The 22,543-nt window shown below is 35.9% G+C and carries 23 protein-coding genes, 2 pseudogenes and 2 riboswitches; of the genes and pseudogenes, 19 read left to right on the top strand and 6 right to left on the bottom strand.

What is annotated here, in order from left to right:
• Window positions 1–144 precede the first annotated feature (144 nt).
• Both ABH966_RS23585 and ABH966_RS23590 read right to left on the bottom strand, forming a co-directional pair.
• Entirely contained in the window at window positions 145–924 is a 780-nt protein-coding gene (locus tag ABH966_RS23585; protein ID WP_370082735.1) for a YibE/F family protein, read from the bottom strand.
• Window positions 924–2,042, bottom strand: coding sequence for a YibE/F family protein (locus ABH966_RS23590; protein WP_370082737.1), 1,119 nt, complete (start codon window positions 2,040–2,042; stop codon window positions 924–926). Before ABH966_RS23590 ends, ABH966_RS23585 begins: the two co-directional genes overlap by 1 nt.
• Before the next feature lie 386 nt (window positions 2,043–2,428).
• On the opposite strand from ABH966_RS23590, the gene ABH966_RS23595 reads away from it, so the two are divergent.
• The 8 genes and pseudogenes from ABH966_RS23595 to ABH966_RS23630 all read left to right on the top strand — a co-directional run bounded on the left by ABH966_RS23595 (window position 2,429) and on the right by ABH966_RS23630 (window position 10,349).
• Window positions 2,429–2,560: an SDR family NAD(P)-dependent oxidoreductase gene (locus ABH966_RS23595; protein WP_370082739.1), complete on the top strand. Its 132-nt coding sequence runs from the start codon at window positions 2,429–2,431 to the stop codon at window positions 2,558–2,560.
• A gap of 12 nt (window positions 2,561–2,572) precedes the next feature.
• A pseudogene (locus tag ABH966_RS23600) lies at window positions 2,573–2,734 on the top strand (short chain dehydrogenase); the annotation flags it as partial.
• Between the two features lie 228 nt (window positions 2,735–2,962).
• Window positions 2,963–3,088, top strand: a riboswitch (FMN riboswitch).
• 125 nt (window positions 3,089–3,213) lie between these two features.
• Window positions 3,214–3,339, top strand: a riboswitch (FMN riboswitch).
• Between the two features lie 141 nt (window positions 3,340–3,480).
• Window positions 3,481–4,116: a riboflavin synthase gene (ribE, locus tag ABH966_RS23605; RefSeq protein WP_370082741.1), complete on the top strand. Its 636-nt coding sequence runs from the start codon at window positions 3,481–3,483 to the stop codon at window positions 4,114–4,116.
• 212 nt (window positions 4,117–4,328) lie between these two features.
• A pseudogene (ribB, locus tag ABH966_RS23610) lies at window positions 4,329–4,919 on the top strand (3,4-dihydroxy-2-butanone-4-phosphate synthase); the annotation flags it as partial.
• Window positions 4,920–5,280: 361 nt separating this feature from the next.
• Window positions 5,281–5,748, top strand: a complete 468-nt coding sequence (gene ribH / locus ABH966_RS23615; RefSeq protein WP_370082743.1) for a 6,7-dimethyl-8-ribityllumazine synthase — start codon at window positions 5,281–5,283, stop codon at window positions 5,746–5,748.
• Between the two features lie 170 nt (window positions 5,749–5,918).
• Complete coding sequence (locus ABH966_RS23620; RefSeq protein WP_370082745.1) at window positions 5,919–7,379, top strand: spore germination protein; 1,461 nt, start codon at window positions 5,919–5,921, stop codon at window positions 7,377–7,379.
• Between the two features lie 123 nt (window positions 7,380–7,502).
• Window positions 7,503–8,537: a C45 family autoproteolytic acyltransferase/hydrolase gene (locus ABH966_RS23625; protein WP_370082747.1), complete on the top strand. Its 1,035-nt coding sequence runs from the start codon at window positions 7,503–7,505 to the stop codon at window positions 8,535–8,537.
• Between the two features lie 507 nt (window positions 8,538–9,044).
• Window positions 9,045–10,349 (top strand): ATP-binding protein, encoded by a 1,305-nt coding sequence (locus ABH966_RS23630; RefSeq protein ID WP_370082749.1) that lies wholly within the window; start codon window positions 9,045–9,047, stop codon window positions 10,347–10,349.
• A 90-nt stretch (window positions 10,350–10,439) separates the two neighbouring features.
• Here the strand turns inward: ABH966_RS23630 and ABH966_RS23635 are convergent, their stop codons facing one another.
• A complete protein-coding gene (locus ABH966_RS23635) occupies window positions 10,440–10,859 on the bottom strand; it encodes a hypothetical protein (protein ID WP_370082751.1) in 420 nt (139 codons plus the stop codon).
• Entirely contained in the window at window positions 10,856–11,398 is a 543-nt protein-coding gene (locus tag ABH966_RS23640) for a hypothetical protein (protein ID WP_370082753.1), read from the bottom strand. The genes ABH966_RS23635 and ABH966_RS23640 overlap by 4 nt, the downstream gene beginning before the upstream one ends.
• Window positions 11,399–11,562: 164 nt before the next feature.
• On the opposite strand from ABH966_RS23640, the gene ABH966_RS23645 reads away from it, so the two are divergent.
• The 8 genes from ABH966_RS23645 to ABH966_RS23680 all read left to right on the top strand — a co-directional run bounded on the left by ABH966_RS23645 (window position 11,563) and on the right by ABH966_RS23680 (window position 17,415).
• Window positions 11,563–12,189 (top strand): TetR/AcrR family transcriptional regulator, encoded by a 627-nt coding sequence (locus tag ABH966_RS23645; RefSeq protein ID WP_370082755.1) that lies wholly within the window; start codon window positions 11,563–11,565, stop codon window positions 12,187–12,189.
• A 137-nt stretch (window positions 12,190–12,326) separates the two neighbouring features.
• Window positions 12,327–13,028, top strand: a complete 702-nt coding sequence (locus ABH966_RS23650) for a M23 family metallopeptidase (RefSeq protein WP_370082757.1) — start codon at window positions 12,327–12,329, stop codon at window positions 13,026–13,028.
• A 370-nt stretch (window positions 13,029–13,398) separates the two neighbouring features.
• Window positions 13,399–13,962, top strand: coding sequence for a histidine phosphatase family protein (locus tag ABH966_RS23655; RefSeq protein WP_370082759.1), 564 nt, complete (start codon window positions 13,399–13,401; stop codon window positions 13,960–13,962).
• A 20-nt stretch (window positions 13,963–13,982) separates the two neighbouring features.
• On the top strand, window positions 13,983–14,849 hold the full coding sequence (locus ABH966_RS23660) for a GNAT family N-acetyltransferase (RefSeq protein ID WP_370082761.1): 867 nt from the start codon (window positions 13,983–13,985) through the stop codon (window positions 14,847–14,849).
• 187 nt (window positions 14,850–15,036) lie between these two features.
• Window positions 15,037–15,258: a DUF2829 domain-containing protein gene (locus ABH966_RS23665; protein WP_142508321.1), complete on the top strand. Its 222-nt coding sequence runs from the start codon at window positions 15,037–15,039 to the stop codon at window positions 15,256–15,258.
• A gap of 55 nt (window positions 15,259–15,313) precedes the next feature.
• Window positions 15,314–16,069 carry a 3-oxoacyl-ACP reductase gene (locus ABH966_RS23670; RefSeq protein WP_370082763.1) on the top strand — a complete coding sequence of 252 codons (756 nt, stop codon included), beginning with the start codon at window positions 15,314–15,316 and terminating at the stop codon, window positions 16,067–16,069.
• Window positions 16,070–16,221: 152 nt separating this feature from the next.
• Entirely contained in the window at window positions 16,222–16,731 is a 510-nt protein-coding gene (locus tag ABH966_RS23675) for a QueT transporter family protein (protein ID WP_370082765.1), read from the top strand.
• Window positions 16,732–17,187: 456 nt separating this feature from the next.
• The gene (locus ABH966_RS23680; protein WP_370082767.1) at window positions 17,188–17,415 is read left to right on the top strand and encodes a transcriptional regulator SplA domain-containing protein; all 228 of its coding nucleotides are present in this window, start codon (window positions 17,188–17,190) and stop codon (window positions 17,413–17,415) included.
• A 105-nt stretch (window positions 17,416–17,520) separates the two neighbouring features.
• On the opposite strand, the gene ABH966_RS23685 is transcribed toward ABH966_RS23680, so the two are convergent.
• Window positions 17,521–17,967, bottom strand: coding sequence for an NUDIX hydrolase (locus ABH966_RS23685; RefSeq protein WP_370082769.1), 447 nt, complete (start codon window positions 17,965–17,967; stop codon window positions 17,521–17,523).
• A gap of 142 nt (window positions 17,968–18,109) precedes the next feature.
• Between ABH966_RS23685 and ABH966_RS23690 the strand changes: the two genes are divergently transcribed.
• Window positions 18,110–19,045, top strand: coding sequence for an arginine deiminase family protein (locus tag ABH966_RS23690; RefSeq protein WP_370082771.1), 936 nt, complete (start codon window positions 18,110–18,112; stop codon window positions 19,043–19,045).
• Between the two features lie 25 nt (window positions 19,046–19,070).
• Entirely contained in the window at window positions 19,071–20,396 is a 1,326-nt protein-coding gene (locus ABH966_RS23695) for an amino acid permease (protein WP_370082773.1), read from the top strand.
• 197 nt (window positions 20,397–20,593) lie between these two features.
• Here the strand turns inward: ABH966_RS23695 and ABH966_RS23700 are convergent, their stop codons facing one another.
• Window positions 20,594–21,358: a YqcI/YcgG family protein gene (locus tag ABH966_RS23700; RefSeq protein WP_370082775.1), complete on the bottom strand. Its 765-nt coding sequence runs from the start codon at window positions 21,356–21,358 to the stop codon at window positions 20,594–20,596.
• 228 nt (window positions 21,359–21,586) lie between these two features.
• Here ABH966_RS23700 and ABH966_RS23705 point away from each other — a divergent pair, with 228 nt between their 5' ends.
• Entirely contained in the window at window positions 21,587–22,450 is an 864-nt protein-coding gene (locus tag ABH966_RS23705; RefSeq protein WP_370082777.1) for a GNAT family N-acetyltransferase, read from the top strand.
• Window positions 22,451–22,543: the final 93 nt, after the last annotated feature.

The following is a 22,543-nucleotide window of genomic DNA, read 5'->3' on the forward strand; positions in this document are numbered from 1 at the left end:
TTATGGCAACTTCTTTGGTAAAAATTGTACCGAAAAATGTGTCGAAATCAATAATGAAATTATCTATACAGTTTTTATGTAGTTGAATGGACAAAAAAAGTACCTGTCATCCGTTAGTATTGAGCTGGATGACAGGTACGACTATTATGAAGCATCTTGTGATGTTGTATCTCGTTTTTTTGTTAAATAATATGCATTTACCGAGGAAGTGATAGGAATGATAAGTGCGATTCCAATACCTGCGCAAAATATCATAATAAGTTCAGTGGCAAATACTTTAGAATTAATGATTTCACCAATTGAATAAGATAAATCTTTGAACCAAATGAGCAAGCTTAAATATCCACCAAAGAAAGCGAAAAATAATGTATTTGTATCTGTACCTAAAATGTCCCTTCCAATGCTTAAACCTGATGTAAATAATTTTTTTCTGCTAATTAACGGATTATGATGAAGAATCTCATGCATGGAAGTAGCAATAGAAATGGCAACATCCAAAATTGCTCCAATCGTACTCATAATAATAACGGAAGCTCCAATTTGCACAAAATTGACGCCAATATAAAGAGAAAATATGCTAATCTCTTCAGAGGATTCTTCCCCGAATCCTCGAATCATTGATTTCTCCGTTACAAAAACAATGAATAGTAATAAAATTACAATCGTAATCATTGTAGAAATGAATGCAGTTACTGTTTTACTACTCATTTCATTAATAAAAAATAAGCTAATCCAGCTAATGACGGTACAGGCAATGAGCGTTAATATAATTGGACTATTTTTCTGATTGGTCATTAAAAAGATGGTGATAAAGAGTACTCCAAAGTTTAAAAATAAAGATAGAAAAGATCGTACTCCTTTTTTTCCACCGATAACAATCATCAATATGAATAAAATGGCAGTTAACCATACTAATACATTCATTATTTTGCCCTCTTTCGATTAATGAAAAAAATAGAAGTGTATAAACTGATTGGAATCGTTAAGACAACACCGATTCCACCTGCTAGGGCCCTAGCTAATTCTAATGAAAGATTCATGGAAAGTGTTTGCCCTAATGGATAAGAGTTTTTTAAATATAAAATCAACATAGGGATTGAGCCACAAATATAAACAAAAAACAAAATACTTGTAATCGTTCCCATAATGTCTTTCCCGATGTCCATCCCTGAGGTTTTCAATGCTTGGTCAGATATTTCTTCGTTTTGCTCAAATAAAGCGAACATTGAAGAAGCCATTGTGATGGAGACATCCATTACAGCTCCTAGTGCTCCAATAAATAAGCCAGCCATAAAAATCACTCGATATGGTCGCGTTAAAAATTGCATTTCTTCATATCGAAGCCCATTCTCGGATGTAATCCACAAAACTAAAGCGCTAATCAATATAGAAATAAATGTTCCTATAAGTGTTGCCATTATCGCTGCATATGTTTTTTCATTCAAGCCGTTAATGAGAATTAAAGAAATGACCGTAAATAAAAGAACACATACCCCGCTAATAAATATCAAATTTATATTAGAATTTATATATAAATCCAAAGCGTATGATAATACAAGCGAATTTACAATTAAACTGATGATTGAAAATAATCCTTGTCTTTTACCGACAATTAGCAAAGCAAAAATAAAAATCCACGCCACTATCAAGACAAACTGATCACGTTTCACGTCTAAAATAGCCCCAGTTAAATCTCCATTTTTGTCTGTATTTACTTTAATGGAAACAAATAATTTATTCCCAACATGGTACTCTTGATCAAAAGCCCCAGATGCTGAATACTCATTTGTAAAATGAATAAGCTTACCTTTTTTTTCACCATTTTTTAATACAGCTGTAATTTGCTGAGTATATAAATGATCTTCATTTTCATACATATCTGTTACAGGGTTTGATTCTTTTAATTCCGTTTTTATAACTTCCGCAATTGGACGATCATAAAATGCTTCGTTGTGATAAACGAAAAAAACAGAAGCGATAAAGCAAATTGCGATAAAGGTATAAAATATAAATTTAGATTTTTTTTTCAAGATGTTTTGCAATAAAAAGCCTCCAATGTGAGAAAGGAATCTGATTGTACTTATGCGTTCATTGTTAAAATGGCACGAAAATGACTCACAATATCACTAATTTTTTAATGTCAAGCAGATTTAAAAAATGCCATTATAAAGTAACGTGCTAATTGAATAGAGGTTCCTTAATTATATAGTAGATTTTAGCTTACTTAGTTAGTTTTAGCATAATTAAATTATTGTTATTCATTATGTAAGTGTTTATTAATTTTTTGCTTATGACAAATGGGATGGTACAACATAGCATGTGAAGGAAGCGAAAAAATACAGGAGAAATCGCCATTATTCAGGACGCGATAGTTGAATTGATACTGGCCAGGTTAGGCAGTATTTAGTCAAAAGAGGAATGGTTTGGCATGAAATGTGCTATTCCAGTAATGGAAAAGCAGGGTAAAGGATCGATTTTTAATACTGCTTCATCGGCAGGTATTCGTCCAGAACACAGTATCGCTGTATATTGCGCAAGTAAACATGCGGTAATCGGTTAAACGAAAGGCGCCACGATCGAGTATGCAAATAAAGGTATTCGTATTAATGCTGTGTGTCCAGGCGGCATCGTTACACCATTATTTCAAAGTGTTGGTGAAACACTTGAAAAAACAGGGTACGTACCAGAAGAAATGTCACGTGTATGTATGGGACGCCATGGTGAACCAGAATAAGTTGCAGAAGCGGTCCTATTCTTAGCATCAGATAAAGCAAGCTTCATGGCTGGTGCTGTTGTCTCTGTTGATGGTAGTTTGACTGTATAAATTTATTGTTTTTGTAGCAATTTACAAACGCAACGATAGGCAAACTTGCGAATGTGAAATGAATTATAGAAAAAAATTATAAAGAATTATCTGGATAATAAAATAAATTAGTGTTATCGTAAGAACTAGCTAAATAAAAATATCCTTCAGGGTAGGGTGAAATTCCCAATCGGCGGTGATGAAGAAATTCAAAGTCCGTGAGCGCAAGCTGATTTGGTGCAAATCCAAAACCGACAGTTATAGTCTGGATGGGAGAAGGGTAAAAGTGTGAGCTTTTTAAATTCGCTTGAGTTTATAAGGTGTATTTGAGTATGCTTTTATGTTAACTACTTCCCATATTATAGTCGGGAAGTAGTTTTTGTTTTATTTGGTTAAAAAATTGAATAGCAGTAGTTCTTCGGGGTAGGGTGAAATTCCCAATCGGCGGTGATGAAGAAATTCAAAGTCCGTGAGCGCAAGCTGATTTGGTGCAAATCCAAAACCGACAGTGACAGTCTGGATGGGAGAAGAACGATGAGATGACAGCCTATGGAAAAATATTATATCCATAAGGTTTATTTGTTGACGTCTTATGTATATGAACTCCCAAACCCCTTTATTCTAAGGGGTTTTTTGTTTGAGCGGAAATTATTAAATGAATGAAAGCAGGTGAAAAGATGTTTACAGGAATTGTTGAGGATATTGGCACCGTAAAAACCATGCAAAGCGATCGACAAAGTATGAAAATCACCGTTATTTCAAAGAAAATGGTAGAGGATGTAAAGCTAGGGGACAGTATAGCGGTCAATGGTGTTTGTTTAACAGTGATATATTTTAATGAACAAGAGCTAACGATGGATGTAATGCCTGAAACAGTGAGCGCAACAAATTTACAGCAGCTCGCAGTTGGAGATCCGGTAAATTTAGAACGCGCTATGTCAGCTAATGGACGTTTCGGTGGTCATTTTGTATCCGGACATGTTGACGGGGTAGGGAAAATAGTGCGCAAGCGGCCATTAGCAAATGCAGTCTATATTGATATTGAACTATCGAAGGAGTTAACGAGCTACTGTATTCCAAAGGGCTCCATCACAATTGACGGAACGAGTCTAACACTCTTTCATGTCGAGAAAAACGGTGTCACAGTATCACTGATACCTCACACATACAAGGAAACAATTTTAGGTATGAAAAAAATTGGTGATCTCGTCAATGTAGAAACTGATTTAGTTGGAAAATACATTTTGCATCAACTTAAGTATGGACAGGAACCAACCATTTCAAGAGACTTCTTAGCAAAAAACGGGTTTTAACTTCTTTCAGCGAAGCCAAAACATCTGTACCTGTCGCTACGCTTTCGGTACAAAAAACATCTGCTGAAATAGAGGAACTTAGTCTAAGAACGCCACGTTCTGTGGAAACGGTTGAGTGACCAACGTCATGCTTGCAGGCCTAAGCAATCCGGACGCAATTATGCCGAGGCATAATTGATCTAATAACACTTTAAGAACTGGAGGTGGCGATATTGCTACATTCAATTGAAGAAGCAATAGAGGATTTAAAACAAGGGAAGATGATTATCGTAGTAGATGATGAGGACCGAGAAAACGAAGGGGACTTACTCGCACTTGCGGAATTTATGACCCCAGAAACGATTAACTTTATGGCGACCTATGGAAGAGGTCTTATTTGTACGCCGATTTCACAGGAGCTTGCACAAAAATTAGCATTAAAGCCAATGGTTAGTATTAATACTGATAATCATCAAACGGCATTTACCGTTAGTATAGATCATGTAGACACAACAACTGGAATTAGCGCCTTTGAACGGGCAATGACTATACAAAAAATGCTAAAACCACAGGCAAAAGCTGCGGATTTTCGTAGACCGGGCCATGTATTCCCGTTAATTGCAAAGGACAATGGTGTATTAGAGCGTAGAGGACATACGGAAGCTACAATTGATTTGGCCAAGCTGTGTCATAGTATTCCTGCGGGCATTATTTGTGAAATTATGGGGGACAATGGCAAAATGCTACGCTTTAATGACCTTGTTAAATATGCAGCGCAACATGATTTAAAAATGATTTCAATTGAAGCATTGGCCACTTATCGTCTTAAACAAATAATGGAAGAAAACACACAGACAATATAAAGGATCATCAACAAAAGTTTGGAATGACATTTGTTAAAACGTACTTTATGTATATAAGTTGATTGGAGTGGAGACTGGGCGACTCCTTGAGGATTAGCGGATAGAGGAACGAAGGCTAAAACCATCACGTCCTGTGATAACTCGTGATCAACATCGTGTTGGCCCGAGAACCTGGAGCGCAAGCGAAGGGGCTCATCGGACGCCCTCAGGAAGCTCTGCTCTGCGCGAAAGCGTAGCGACAGCAATAACAAAGCGCCCAGTCGGAACGGAAATCAACCCCACGTTATGATGATTAGACTAAATAATAAAGGAGAGATTCAAAATGGTTAAAACATTTGAAGCACAATTAATTGGTACGGATTTAAAAATAGCAGTAGTAGTTGGTCGTTTCAACGAATTTATTACAAGCAAATTATTAGACGGTGCATTAGATGGTTTAAAGCGTCATGGTGTGGATGAGAATTCTATCGATGTAGCATGGGTTCCTGGTGCATTTGAAGTGCCATTCATCGCGAAACAGTTAGCTGAAACAAAGAAATATGATGCAATTATTGGATTAGGTACAGTAATCCGTGGCTCAACAACACATTATGATTATGTATGTAATGAATCAGCAAAAGGAATTGCAAATGTGTCACTAACTACAAATGTACCTGTTATTTTTGGCATTGTAACTACAGAAAATATTGAACAAGCGATTGAGCGTGCAGGGACTAAATCAGGAAATAAAGGCTATGATGCAGCAATGTCCGCTATTGAAATGGCAAATTTAAAGAAGATGATTGGATAAATTTTTCCTAATAATAGTATGAAAATTTCGCAGATGAATTATTCTGAAAAAGTATTATAAACATTAAAGTTTTCTTGAATATTTTTTTAGACAATGGGGAAAATATCCGTAAGTGTATTTATGTTATTACTCATAAATGTACTAATTAGGGGCTGGCTCAGTAGGAGTTGATGGATATTTCTTCAATGGAACAAGAATTAAATTTGAAATCTTTGAAGTCACTATTTCAACGCTCTGCTGATGTGATATTCCAAGAGTATTCCTTTCAGCAACATAAAGTACATTTGATAAAATGTGAAGCGATGGTTGATGAGCGGTTACTGCAGACCGTTATTGTGCAACGAGTTCAATCATTATTTACTGCAACAACAGAGGAAATGTTAGAAGAACATATACAAAACAATTTACACGTTCCCCATCTTCAGAAAATAACAAGTAAAGATGAAGCTATTACAAGAGTTTATAAAGGACATGTTTTACTTTATTTTGAAGATATGAATTTGTTATATTCAAGCTATATCGCTAAAAAACCGAATCGAGAGCCTAAAGAAACAACCCTTGAATTAGTTGTCAAAGGTCCGAGAGATGATTTTATTGAGGATGTTTTTATCAATATTGCTTTATTACGAAAACGGATTCCTACTAATTCATTAAGTGTTGAGACATATGAACTTGGTAAACGATCCAAAACAACTGTAGCTGTACTTTATTTTGAAGATATCGTCAATCAAAAAATGCTTGAGCAAATAAAACTACAGCTGCAACGAATTGATACGGATGTTGTATTTAGTGGGGATTTATTGATGGAGAGAATTGAGCAAAGTGCAAAAATTCTACCTAGACACGATTATACTGGACGCCCTGATTTTGCTGTACAAGCTTTAAGTAGAGGACGCATTATCATTATAGTTGATGGAGTATCATATGCCATCATTACCCCGGCTAATTCAATGTTACTTTTTAAATCCGGTGAGGATAATGAGTATCCGATTATTGTAAGTTCTATGGAGCGTATACTACGAATAATAGCTATCTTAATAAGTATACTTTTACCAGGTTTTTGGCTTGCATTAACGACCCACCATCAAGAACAACTGCCATTCATCCTATTGGCAACTGTCGTTGAATCAAGAATGGGACTCCCATTTCCAACTACTCTTGAAATATTAATGATGCTTTTTATGTTCGAATTATTTCGAGAAGCAAATATTCATCTACCCAATGTTATCAGTGGTTCAATAAGTGTTGTCGGGGGATTAATTATTGGAGATGCAGCTATTAAATCGGGTGTTACGAGCGCTTCCATGATTGTAGTTATAGCTACTTCAAGTATTGCAGCCTATACACTTGTCAATCAGTCCATCGTAACAGCGATGAGCATTCTCAGGGTAATCATCATTTTAGCATCTGCCTTTTTAGGATTATTTGGATTCTTCATTTCGGTGTTTTTCATACTTCTTTATACCGCAAACTTACGAGTATTAGGTGTTCCGTACTTAAGTATGGGCGCAGATTTAGATTGGACGGACATTAAAAGATCTTTAGTTCGCTTATCTCCTGCAGGTTATCGTACGCGACCCAAATTCTTAAATGTACAGGATGAGACAAAGACATCGAGTAGGAAAAAATAAATATTTAGAATGTAGAGATCAGGCTTTTATAGGCCTGATCTTTTTATTTCTTGACCTTATATTTACTTGAAGCTTTAAGATGAATATAGAAAACCAATTACAGTAGGTAAGGAGAGAAAAGTGATGAGATCTTATGAAGAATTAATCGTAAAAGTTATAAATGTAAGGGGCAGTTACTATCAAATTGGGCTTCAGCAAAGTAAAGAACTACTGTCAACTTCTCATCCAATACAGAATGAATCTCTGAATTTTATAAATGTCCAAATGGCAAAACAACTACTACAATTTCATTCCCCTAGTCTTTTGCAAGAAATGGAAGGATTGGCCGTTGGATTAGCTCAAACGCTGGATTCTGTCATTGATATATATAGTGGCTATAATATTACCTTTCCTGAAATGGGCTGTACATCTTTTGTGCTAGATGGAAATTATATTAGAAACTATGATTTTAGTCCAACATTGTATGATGCAAGACTTGTATTTTCTAATCCAATGAATGGATATGCAAGTGTTGGATTTAGCCAACAAATTATCGGTAGACTTGATGGGATGAATGAATATGGGCTAGTTGTCGGTCTGCATTTTGTCAACAATGATTACCATGGTGAGGGCTTTATCGCTTCAACGATTGTCCGAATATTATTAGAGCAATGTAAAAATATTGAAGAAGCACTTAAATTAATTACAGAACTCCCACATGGTTATTGTTACAATTACTCAATGACAGATCAAAGCGGACAATCTATAGTAGTAGAAGCTTCTCCACATAAGCAGGAATTAAGATATGAAAATCCGTTAATTTGTACGAATCATTTTCAAACAACGAGTATGAAAGAGAAAAATAAGAAAAACATTCAAGGGTCCGTCAATCGAAAACATTTTATAAATAATTTAATTGAAAAAAATTTGACTACAATGGCTGCTTATCGACATTTTAATAATGGAAATTCTCCGTTATTTTTTAAGCACTATCAACAATACTTTGGCACATTACATACTGTAGTTTATTCGCCAAAGCTTCTAGAAGTTATCGTTGGAATAGGGGAGGACGCAGAACCGATAACAATTTCTTTTAAAGATTATTTGAACGAAGCTCTAACGCTTCCTAAAAGGCTAAAAGGTTGGATTGATTTAAACTACAAAGATGGAATGGAATAAGCAATATATAATAAGGAGGGGGCATGATAAAAATTCTTCTCCTTTTTAGTTTACTTTCTAGAGAAGGATTATTAAACTAATGGTTGCGACTGGAACGATGTTTCGCTCGAAAAATAAAAATTGTTTTAGCATTTTATCAGTTCCAGACAGACTTCTCCAACGTCAATAATGGGAAGGAGATAGCCCAAAAAAGTAAGTGGCGATAAATGTGGGTTGGTAATAGTCAAAACTCTCTTGGGATGATAAGATAAGAACGAATATTGTTATTTAGAGAGGCGAAGAATCCTGAATCGTATGCATTTACCCAAGCTGATTCCGGAAGTAATTATGCTGAGGCATAATTGAACAACCATAAAAAAGAAGATTACAATAATGGATTGAAATCATTTCCCCAGTGGAGAGTATGACATGATGTTAACTTCGGCAAAGATTTTCGTATTTGCGAAAGCCAAGCCCAACTAAATTAAGGCATTATTCATGTCTATAGATAAGGAAGTACCAGTTTGTATGAAAACACGAAAAATAAAACTAATTTTAATACTATCAACTCTCTTATTAGTACTGTTTACAAGTTTAAACATCTTTACATCTTATATAAAAATGAAAAAGACAGTAGAAGAATCAATAGCGAACCAAAGTCTGAAAGCGGCTATTTCTATCGCATCTACTATTGATGTAGAGGCGTACAAACAATTTTTAGATAACCCCGAGGAAAATGAGTATTATTGGCAAATAAGAAGCTACTTAAACGATGCAAGAGTAAAAATAGGTGCTTTATTTGTTTATACATTAGATATTGAAAATCCAAAGGTATCCAAAGCAATGATTATGGGTTTACCAAGTGAAGTTAAAGGCTTTTATATCGGAATGGACTGTACAGTACCCGAGACACAAGTGCAAAAAGCTTATAATGGAGAAACATTTATAACAGATGTAATACAAGATTCTATATATGGCTCCTACTTAACTGTTGGTGCACCGATTAAGGATGAAACAGGGGCGGTTATTGCATACATAGGAATTGATATTAGTGCAGACACATTAAATGACATTAAGGGAAAAGTGATCGAAGACAATCTTTTAGTCTTTATTTTTAATGGTGTACTTATTTTAATCGTGATTGGCTCAGTTTTCTTCTTACAGAGATGGTATCAAAAAGAAGTGGCGGAGGAAGTTGAAGCGACAGAAGATACATATCAAGCAGAAATTAAAACTTTAATCACTTCCGTGTCCTCTTTAAGACATGATTTCACAAATCACATACAAGTACTGCATGGATTTCTGCAATTAGACAAACCTGATCAGGCCAAACAATATTTATATTCACTATCCAAAGAGGTTCAGGCTATTAAGTCACTCAAATTAAATATTGATCATCCTGGCTTGGCGATCTTATTACAAACGAAAAAACTAACTGCACAAAATCATAATATTGATATGGATTTTTCAGTATCACAGGATGCATTTAATAAAATTAAAACAACAGATTTAATCAAAATCTTGTCGAATTTAATAGATAATGCGATTGATGCGGCAAATGAATTATCGGATGAGCAACGTAAAATAACAATTTGCTGTAAAGCTGATGACAAGCAATATGAATTTAAGGTTACAAATACTGGACCAAATATTGTAGAAGCAGGGCAAATATTCAAGCAAGGATTTTCTACTAAAAAACTAGAAACTGGTAAAATAAGAGGCCAGGGCTTGTTTATTGTGAATGAAATTGTTAATAAGTACGACGGTCAAATTTCTATCGATTCATCAAAACATTTAGAGACAACAGCAATAGTAACCATTCCAATAAAGTAAATTTCCAAACTAAAAGTCAATTGTTAAAGTAATGCAAATAAAGCCGTCGGATTGGACGGCTTTATTTGCAATTATTACACGCACGCATTTCTAAGCAACACTCTCTAAATAGTCTTTATGTTCCTCCTCAATCTTTGATAAAAATTTAGTAATTGCTCTAATTGAATCTTCTCCTTCTAGCTGTGTTCCTAATTCATCCGCCATCCGTTTTAAAACATAATCCTCAAACTCAGTATAATCTTTGAACGGCTCCAAGCCCTTAGATGGATCTTTATGTTCATTCGTCATATGCATATATTCCTTTATAGCATTATCTTCTTGATATCTTCTAGAATCACTAAAGTCGTGAATAGAACCCTCGAAATGATGGCTAGAACGCTCCAAGTCGTGGATAGAACCTTTGGAATGATGGATAGAACGTCCGAAGTCGTGAATAGAACCTTTGGAATGATGGATAGAACGCCCCAAATCGTGGATAGAACGTCCGAAATCATGGATTGAACGCCTCAAATCGTGGATAGAACCTTCGAAAAGATGGATAGAACGTCCGAAGTCATGGATAGAACCTTTGGAATGATGGATAGAACGCCCAAAATCGTGGATAGAACCTTCGAAAAGATGGATAGAACGCCCCAAATCGTGGATAGAACCTTCAAAAAGATGGATAGAACGCCCCAAATCGTGGATAGAACCTTCGAAAAGATGGATAGAACGCCCCGAGTCGTGGATAGAACCCTCAAAAAGATGGATAGAACGCCCCAAGTCGTGGATAGAACCTTCGAAAAGATGGATAGAACGTCCGAAGTCATGGATAGAACCTTTGGAATGATGGATAGAACGCCCCAAGTCGTGGATAGTTTATTCGGAATGATGGATAGAACGCCCCAAATCGTGGATAGAACCTTCGAAATGATGGATAGAACATCCGAAATCATGGATAGAACGTCCGAAATCATGGATAGAATCTCTGAATTAATGGAAAGAACCTCCGAAGTGACGGATTGCTCCTCCGAAATGATCGCTGGAATCACTAAAGTCGTGTATTTCATTTTATTGTAATAAGGCTCTTAAAAGTTGTTTGCATTCAAAATTTAATAATAAAATTGTGTAATTCTTGTTGAACTAACACATTCGTTGACCTTTTAGGTAAATAACCTTAAAACGGAATTGACCTAATAGGTTAATCATGTTTCTTATAAAGGAGTGACGAATGTTGACAAAGTTATTAGATTTAGACTCTCAAAGAAGGAACGCAATTCTAAATGCAGCGTTAAAAGAATTTTCATCACAGGGGTATGACAACGCTTCAACAAATGTAATAGCAAAAGAAGCCGGAATTTCTAAAGCCCTTATGTTCCACTATGTCAGTAGCAAGCAGGAGCTATTTCTTGTTGTGTATGATTACTTCTCTGACCTAATTAAAAAAGAATATTTTGAATTGATGAATTATGATACGAAAGATATTTTTGACAGATTGCGTCAATCATATCTTTTGCAAATTAAACTATCGGAAAAGTCCCCTTGGATTTTAGAGTTTAATAAACTTTCAGGAACTACTAATTCCAACGAGGTTAATGAGGAACTTGAAAATAGAACAAACAAAGAACATTCAAGCTGTTATCCTAAATTATTTGATGAAATAGATGAAGATAAGTTTAGAAAAGGGTTGGATATAGAAAAGTGCAAGCAGTTTATACTTTGGTCTAATATTGGATTTACTAATGAAATATTAGATGATATTAGAAATTCAGAATCGCAGTCTTTAAACTATGAACTCGTTGTTGAAAAACTTGATGGATATTTTGATGAACTTAGAAAAGTATTCTACAAAATTAAATGAATAAGGGGTTGGGAAATGTGCGTTCAACACGAAAAAAACGGTTGACTGCACGTGTCTGTATTGTACTGGGACTTCCCCTTGTAGCACTAGTCATTTTCAATAATGTAGGTAAAGAATCGACGGGGGAGGGATATGAGATGATTGATGCGCGTGAGCCGATAATTGTAGAGTTTCCTTTGAGAGGAGAATGGCACTCTCCTAACACTCCAGGTACAAAAATTCCGAGTCACGGCACAAACAAATTAGCATCAAGATATGCTTATGACTTTATACAAGTGGATTGGGAAAGAAAGGGCTGGCCCGCCTATCGCGTTAGTTTGGCGCATTATCTACTTTTTGGGGTCCCCTTAGATGAATATTATTGTTGGGGGCAAGAGGTATATGCTCCTTGCGATGGGGTTATTGTCCAAGCAGAGGATGGTTATAAAGAACGACCACGAACAAAATTGCTTTCAGATATGTCTAACGCTTATAAAAATGCTCATTATTTTGACCCGAAGAAAGACGACATACAATCAGTTGCTGGCAACTACATCATTATAGAATGTGGCGACAATGTATATGCTGCATTAGTCCATCTTCAAACAGGGGCAATTCAGGTTTCAGTTGGTCAGAGTGTAAAAAAAGGTGAAGTAATTGCTAGAGTTGGTCATTCAGGTAACTCCTTTGCTCCGCATTTGCATTTTCAACTTATGGATAGTAGTGACATCACTACTGCACACGGATTGCCTTTTGCTTTTGAACAATACGAATTATTTAAAAATGGCAAATGGGAAAAAGTAAATAATGGAATTCCAACAAATAAGGATAGAATAAGATTTCAAAAATCTGATGAATAGGATTAAATTAAAACTGCATAAGAGGTACCGTCAGGAAAATGGGCTTAGCGTTGTAAATTCGCATTTTCCTGACGGTACCCATATAACAAAGTTTCCCCCTTACGGCAAACGGCTAAATAGGGAGTTTTAGCGGCGAAGTAAAGGGGTTTAGTGGCTAAAGTGGGAGTTTTAGCGGCGAAGTAAAGGGGTTTAGCGGCTAAAATAGAAGTTCATCCGGCGAAATAAAGGAATTGCAGACTAAATTAGCTGCTCTACTGGTGAAGTAACTCATTCACTATGTGAAAAGCATTTTCAACTTTCATTTTTACATTTTTTGAGCAATTCATTTCATATATTAATAATAATCAAAATGGTACTCTATTAAGAGGAGATGAAATATTTGGATAAATCAATCCTTTCTTTATTGAAAAAGGGTGGATTTGTTTTGTATGCGAGGCATGGCCAAGCAACTGTCGGGGTAGATCAGCTAAATTTAAATTTTCAAGATTGTTATACTCAAAGAAATTTGTCTGAAGTTGGGCGAAGGGAGGCAATTTACTTTGGACAAATGCTTCGCTATTTACAAATCCCGATCAGTTCACCGATTGTCGTAAGTCCTTTTTGTCGTACAATTGAAACGGCACAGCTCGCATTTCCTTATTCCTATATCCAAATTGATCCACTTGGATATGAAATTTATAAATTGGGTGGAAACATTCCAATCGTTGAAAAAACAAATATATTATCAAATCTACAATCGATGTTAGAAAGAGAGCCACCACAGGGTACGAATCAAGTGATTGTTGCCCATAGCTTTCCCGAAGGTGTTGGATTAGGGAATATTTCTAATATGGGAATGGTTATTATTAAGCCAAAAGGTCCTGGAAATGGGTATGAAATAATAAAAAAATTAACTTTAGAAGATCTACCACTTTTAGGTAGTAGCTCTAATTAAGCTAGGGATGGGAGAAAAGTATGGACATAAAAACGGTCTCACAATGCACTTTAGAGGAAACTTTAAAAACTTGGAATAAAGGCTTTGAGGGGTATTTTGTACAAATAGAAATGAATGAAGAGATGTTTTTAAACCGACTCGTTGGAGAAGGACTATCGCCAGAGCTTTCAATTGTCGCATTTGATCATAATAATCCTGTGGGTATTGTATTAAATGGCTTCAGACAAATAAATGGTAAGAAAACCTCATGGAATGGCGGAACAGGTATCTCTCCAGACTATCGTGGTAAAGGTGTTTCTCGTGTTTTAATGGAAGAAACAACCGCCATCTATGAAAGAGAGAAGGTGGAGGTTGCAACGCTTGAAGCTATAAAAGAGAATAAAGTAGCAATTGCGTTATATGAGAAGTATGGCTATACAATTACTAATCAATTGTTATTTTTAAGTGGCGAATATGAAGCAAAAGTAGAGGGGCAAGTCGCAATTCATGTGGAAACAATTCGGCCAGAACAGCTTCCATATTTATCTTTTTATCAGGAAGATGTTCCTTGGCAATGTAGCTGGCAAAGTAATAAACAAGGTGAAGCTAAAGTTTTTTACAACGAGAATAATGAAGCGCTTGGCTATATGTTATATAAAATAGTATGGGATCAGGATGGAGCCATTAACCACATAGTACTTTATCAATTAGAGTTATTGGAGAATGGCAATGTGGAACATATTCCACACTTTATCGCAAGCATTACAAATCATAAAGTAAATTTAGCCACAGTTAACTTTTTAGCAAGCAATCCGGCGGCGAGCTATTTGATGGAAAATGGGCTTGAGGTTAAGACAGAGCAAGTGCAAATGAAAAAATATGTTTGCGAGATGAGTAGAGAAAATTAGGGATGGTTTAAAAGTCAACGTTAGGCTGGAGAAAGTGGAACAGAGATTTTTTCCAATCATTGCTGACATTAATGGGCAACAACTACTTTATACGGTTTTACTTGAGGGCTAGTTTTAACAGGTTGTCAACATTCAAGAATTCCAGTATACTAATCCGATAAAGAATGTAAATAAAGGATGAATTTTAATGACGTTTGAAGAGATATTACCACGCTTAAAAGCGGGAGAAAAAGTAATTCGTAAAGGTTGGGGCGGTGCCGAATTGTATGTGAAGCTTGTTGGACAAAGCGAACATGATGGCGAGGCTTTGAATCCTTATTTTTTAATTAATGTACGTGGTGAGGGTTATACAATGTTCACACCGACAGTTTGTGATTTATTAGCGGAAGATTGGGTAATTGTCAATTAATCGAAAGAGCCATCTCAAATGAGGTGGTTTCTTTGTTTTTTGGGGAGAGATATATATGAAGTTTGAAGAATATAACGGTAAAACGGTATTTGTAACGGGGGCTGCTTCAGGTATTGGTCAAGCCCAAGCTATTGCATTTTTAGAAAATGGGGCGAGTGTATTCGGGTTTGATTTAGATGAGCAAGGGTTAGTAAATCTACATAACCAATTTCCTGAACTATTTGCCTATACAGTAGGTAGTGTATGTAATAAGAACGATGTAGAGCACGCATTTGAAGCTGCGATTTCTATATTTAAGCAAGTAGATATTTTATTAAATACCGCAGGCGTTTTAGATGGCTTTGCTAAAACGCTTGATACAGATGAGGCGCTTTGGGATAAAATTATGAATACCAATGTAAAAGGTACTTATTTTGTGACAAATACGATATTACCCCATATGGTTAAACGAAAATCTGGAACAATCGTTAATATGGCATCTATTGCTGGACTTGTTGCCGGCGGTGGAGGTGCGGCATATACAGCGTCTAAACATGCAATTGTTGGCTATACGAAGCAGTTAGACTTAGATTATTGTCGTGCAGGAATTCGTGCCAACGCCATTGCACCGGGAGCCATTCAAACACCGATGAACAAAGCGGATTTTGAAGGTGACGGTGCAATTGCAAAATGGGTCGCCGATGAAACGCCTGCTGGACGCTGGGCTCAACCAAGTGAAGTGGCAAGTTTAACACTTTATTTAGCAAGTTCAGCAGCTGATTATATTCATGGAGCTGTTATGCCGATTGATGGCGGCTGGCTGACGAAATAGTATTGTTCTATAAGATATTCTTCTGCTATAATACGCAAGTAAGCAAAAATTTAGCTTGCACTGCGGCACTTCAGATAGGGCAAAAGCTCTCTTCCTTTGGCCGTAGTTATTACTAAAATAGCGGATGTGCTATTTTACAAAGGAGAATAAAATTGAATACATCTATTGTAAAAGATTCTAGCCGTACTTCTGTAACCGAACTTACAAAGACGGCACTTGTTGCAGCTTTATATGTGGCTGTAACTGTTTTATTGTCAGTTATTAGTTTTGGGGCAGTTCAACTACGCTTATCGGAGATGTTTAACTACCTGGCCCTATACAATAAGCGCTATATGTTAGCAGTGACTCTAGGAGTAGTACTCGCAAATTTCATGTCACCAACGTGGATATTAGATGTACCTATTGGTGGAATTGCGACATTTCTCGTTTTAATTCTTTGCCGAAAAGTAACGAAAAATATAACAAATGATATTGTGAAGATGGTTATTACTGCATTGATTTTTGCTATATCAATGTTCACCGTTGCAGGACAATTAACAATTCTCTATGATCTTCCGTTTTGGGCAACCTGGTTTACAGTAGGTGTTGGAGAATTGCTATCCATGACTGTTGGTGGTATGACTATTTATTTATTAAATAAAAAAATTGATTTGACGAAATAAATTGAAGAGAAAGCAAGTCATCATTAAAAGGTGACTTGCTTTTTTGATTTTATAAGAGAAACTGGCCTGTAATTAGTTGTGGTATGAACATTTTGGGAAGCCTCACTCGCTCAATAAATCCTTTTCTACTTTATCAGATTTAATTAATCCCCCTCACTTCCTCATTTCACTAACACGAATTATCGGCTAACCAACATTGACAGGAAGACTATCGCTAATTGATCCCACAAGCCAGCACCGTGAGCGAGATTATTACCAACACGATCAACTAGTTTGTAATGTTCTTGCCTCGTTGCCTATAAGTGTTGCACCACGAACATTTCCATTCCAAAAAGATAAGCTCCCATAACCATGAAATTTCTGTATTTAAATAAAATCTATATGAGAAATCAAAAATTGATTATATTTAACATCTTCTTACACCAAACTAATGGAAAGGCTTAGGAAGGTGATGGAATGAAGCAAAAGCAATATAGTGCAGGGGATATAGTTTTCATTTTTTATCAACATCCATCTATTCAGCAAGTAGTAAACATACAGGAAGCGGCAGTGGTGAACAATCCTGATAATCCAAATGAACTGGGGCTACTTCTCTTTGATTCGTATTATCCACTAACAAACGATATGTTAATATTTACTAGCGAAATGGATGCTGAGCAAGCTTATCACCAATATTTTCATTGATAGAGGCTTACAATAAGTAGTTCATTAGCATTGATTTTCCTACATTAAAAAGTGCATTTTCAACACTATAATGAGAGAAGACGTAATAAGTTTTCTCTCTAAATCTTATTCTATAACTAACTGCGTTATATATGGTTCAATATATCTGCTATCTAATCCATCCGGTAAATTTAATAGTGAGAAATATTGCATTGTCTCTGATTCTTTATAATCAATAACTAAATTGCCTTTAACATTTCTTGTATAATAGACTGCCGTAACTGAGTAAAATTCATCCCCATTCGGAACTTTAAGATAATACTCTGGACCAGAAAAAATATCTAATAACTTTAGGTCCGCTATAACCAATCCTGTTTCTTCTAACACTTCTCTTTTTGCGGTATCTTCTAAGCTTTCTCCTAATTCCATTAAACCACCTGGAAGACCCCAACCTCCATCGTATCTTTTTTGTAATAACACTTCATTTGCGTTATTAAGAATTAATACAACTGAACCAGGTAAAATGATGGGTTGGTGTCCTACATATTGTCTTAAAAATTTATAATATTCCATAGTTACACTCATTTCTTTAATTGTTTTTATACTTATATATATGAATTATCTAAATAACAAAAAAATCCTCCTTTAATTTGTATAATCCCAATCTTGGTGGTAACGCTAACAGTGATAGGAATGAAGAAGGGGAGAATACAATATGGACTCATTTCAACCGAATTGTTGGTCGGAGCATGAAGAACTTAAGGTTGTTATGCTTTGTGCACCTTCAAAATTAGATGTACCAGATTTAACAATAGCTGAAAATGTAGGATGGGATGCTACTGTTAATCATGTTAAAGCAATGGAGAATTTTATGGAATTTAAGACAACACTAGAAAATGCGGGTGTCCATGTTATTGATTATTCGAAAGAGCTAACAACTGATCAGAAAACAGTAAGTGAGCAGCTTATTAATAGATACTTTGTACGCGATCTTGCCTGTGTTATAGGAAATAGTATTTTCCTTGGAGAGGCAGGTAGTTCGCTAAGGCGTCCAGAGTATCCACATGCACACTCATTATTAGAAAAGTGGTTTCCAGAAAAAAATTTAAAAGTTAAACAACCTTCGACTGCTTTAGAATGTGGAGACGTGCTGATTTTAAATAAAGATGCCGTACTTATTAATATTGGGATGAGAACAACATTAGAGGCTGTGGAAAGTATCAAGGATCGTATCTTCCAAGAAGGATTTTCGGAAATTGCGATCATTGATTTGCCAAGACGCTCCGATACACTTCATTTAGATATGAATTGTAATGTGACGAACGCTAATCTGCTAATAGCTAAAAACTTTATGCGTTATTTTCCTGTTCATGTATTCACAGCTGAAACAAATCGTTTTGAAATGACTGAGCAATTTTTAAATCACCATGGCTTTGACGTTTACTGGCTTGAAAAATATAACACAATCCCTGATATTAATTTTATCAATCTTAATCCCGAAACACTGTTAATTAGTAAGCAAGCAACGAAGCAGCAATGGACGAAGCATCCACTATTGCAAAAGAAGAATTTGATAGAAATTGATGTCACAGAGCTTGAAAAAGGCGGTGGTGGCATTCGTTGCATGACATTGCCATTGTTAAGAAAGTAGCAAAAAGGCAGGAGGGTTGATCAAAATGACATCTAAAACAAGAAAAGGGAGGTTGTCTTGGTGGCAGCTTTCTCTTCTCGGTATAGGTTGTACACTAGGAACAGGATTTTTTCTTGGGACAAGTATGGCCATTCATAAAAGTGGTCCTGCTGTTGTGATTCCTTTTTTGTTAGCGGCAATTGCTACGTATATTGTCTATGATGCTCTTGTTAAGATGTCAGTTGATAATCCAGATAAAGGTTCATTCCGTACTTATGCAAAGCAAGCTTTTGGCAATTGGGCAGGATTTAGTAATGGCTGGATTTACTTGATTTCTGAGATGCTCATTATGGGTAGCCAATTGACGGCGCTTGGTATTTTCACAAAACTGTGGTTTCCAACGCTTCCATTATGGGTTGCTGCGTCTATTTATGCTGCACTTGGATTAGCTGTTATTCTTACGGGTATGAAGGGCTTTGAAAAATTTCAAAATATTTTTGGTGCGTTAAAGGCAGCAGCGGTTGTGATGTTTATTATAGTAGCGGTTGTCTTACTAATAAAAGGATTTAATTCGGAATCAACGACACTCGATTCACTGCATGCAAATTATGAAGAATTTTTCTCACAAGGTGTGAAAGGACTATGGCTTGGGCTGCTATATGCCTTTTATGCATTTGGTGGGATTGAAGTTATGGGATTAATGGTCATTGATTTAAAAAATCCTAAAGAAGCACCGAAAGCTGGAAAAGTCATGATTATTACTATAACTGTCATTTTTATAATGGCTATTATGCTTGCTTTGACGCTTGTTTCTTGGAAGGACTTTAATATTGAGGAAAGCCCATTTATTACAGCGCTTAATGGCTATCACATTCCTTTTTTTGCAGACATTTTTAATGGCGTGTTAATTATTGCAGGTTTTTCAACAATGGTCGCCTCTTTATATGCGGTTATAACGATTCTCATTACATTGGCAGAGGATCATGATGCTCCAACGGCTTTGGCGAAAAAAGGGAAGATGAAGATTCCATTTCCTGCATTTCTTTTTTTAGCTAGTGGTTTAATCATCACTATTGTTATAGGCTTTCTTATGCCAGAAAAGATTTTTGAATATTTGGTTACAGCGGCAGGCTTAATGCTAATTTATAACTGGCTCTTTATATTAGTGACATATAGAAAGCTAATGGAGCTGTCAAAGTGGGAGCATGTGAAGAATAGTATCGGGATGTTGCTCATTGTAGTGACGGTGTCTGGGACGTTAGGGGAAAAAACAAGCAGACTCGGTTTTTTCGTGAGCCTGCTTTTTATCATCATCATAGGAATTGCGACTTGGATTGTCATGAAAAGGCAAAAACACGGTAAGCATGTTTAACTTCTTTCAGCGGGTGTCCAAACATCTGTACCTGTCGCTACGCTTTCGCGCAAAAAACATCATGCTGCTGACGCTTCGCTTTCGCGCAAAAAACATCTGTTGGCCCAAAGCCTCCGGCGGATGGCACGGAATCGGAAAGGAGTGCTTTGTGCTAGCACAAAGCCAATTCAGACACAATAATACCGAGGCATAATTGATTATTGTTCTTTGTTCTGCAGAGAATGTTGCATTCGTAAAAAAGGACATTTCGATGCACTACTATTATCATCACTTAAAAAATACTGCTTCCATTCATAACTACCTTCTTGCCCATACCATTTTAAATCACTATGAGCTGGAATAGCATCGTATTCGTTAATACGTTGACGAATAAGCTTCTTTAACTTTCGACCAAAGACAGTAGAGTCGTTCATTTCTTCAAATATCCAGCGTGGCTGAAAGGCCATTAATAAAGTAGAAAAATTACGACTCTTGCGCAATTTATGTGCGGGCGTTGCACAAGACACAAAATAAGGCTCACCGTTAAAACAAAATTCCCATTCATGCTGCGCTGGATCGGTTGGAATTTCCTTTGGCCAATCGATATCATCGAATTTAGTCAAATTGTTTAAAACAGACCAAAATAAATTTCTGTAATCTTCAACATCGAAATTTTTATGCATATCATTAGGGGTTTTGAAGAAAATGGTATGTGTTGTATATTTACCAAACGTTTTAGCGCACTTATCATATTCCTTTAAGCATCGTGCTAACGTCTTTATCGATTGCTCCTCTCGTGGATCTCCGATAAAACTATAGCGAAGCTCGTTCGATAAAAAACCTTTTCTAGCTGGAATACAGGGAAACGTATTTACTTCATCTGCAACCATGGCAGCGAAGTCGGTATATGCTGACTGTTGCCATAATGGAAGTGTTACAAAATGTTCTTCTATCCACTTCCTGTCTAACACCGCTACTTCCACTTATGTCTCCTCCTTCTATACATCCTTATACTATTAAAGAAAAAGCAAATGGGTGACGATGTATAGGCATTAATGATCTATAAATGGAAAAAGCAAAGGGGATCCCCACGAAGTAGTTCAAATTTTATTTATAGAAAAAATGATTAATGATAAGATAAAGTTCTGACAATTAAAAATTACATATAGCTCGATCATTAAGGTCAGATAAAACGAAGGGATGAGGGGCAAATGAATTCATCTAATATAAAATTAACAAATCGTATGCTAAGAATCTTCAAGAATGCAGAAAAAGAAGCTACCTCTTCACAACATAAAGTGTTACAGCCTATTCATTTTTTACTTGCTTCTTTAAAAGAAAAAGAGGGGGTCCTTGGCGAAATTGTATTAAAATGTACTATAGATGAAGCTTCTATAAGAAATTTGGTTAATGAACTTAATCCAAAATCAGACAAGAAGGTTACGAGCCATACTTTATTTAATGTTCCAATAACAAATGATGTTTTAACAGTATTGGAACAAGCCACTTGTTATATGCAAAACTATAACCAGGTTTATATAAATGAAGGACACTTACTTAAAGCAATAATAAAGGCGAATATGCTTGAGGAATTCGTTTCAGAAAAAGACAAGAAAATGATTTTAAAACTTGGTACGACTTCGCGGGATATGGTTGCTCATCTTCACAATTACAATTTCCCAGATTTGATTTATAGTAATATTCGTAGAGTCAATCGCGATGATAAAAACAAGCTAATTCATTTTGTAGAAAGTCATTTTTCGCAAGAGTGGTCAGAAACAATTAAAAGTGCATTTTTAAGTACTGCGCCTTCCATCTATGTAGCTTTTGATAGTAAGGGAGATCTTATTGGATTTGCTGGATTTGACGTTTATCAAAATAAAAAATGTTATTTTGGCCCAATGGGTGTAGCGAAATCTAATCGAGTAAAGGGGATAGGATATTCCCTCCTCCATCATTGTTTAAAAGATATGCACGAAATTGGATATGAATATGCAATTATAGGAGGAGCAGGTCCAATTGAATTTTATGAAAAAGCTTGTCATGCTGTTGTCATTCCTGCTTCCAACATTTAAGCCCAGTGGTGATATGTCAACCATAAAAAACATCGGAATTGGAAATTCTTAAGCTACCAAGCATCTAAAAAACTGTTTTTAAGCGTACTCAAA

Origin of the sequence: Lysinibacillus sp. RC46, assembly GCF_041262385.1 — a bacterium.
Taxonomy (GTDB): domain Bacteria; phylum Bacillota; class Bacilli; order Bacillales_A; family Planococcaceae; genus Lysinibacillus.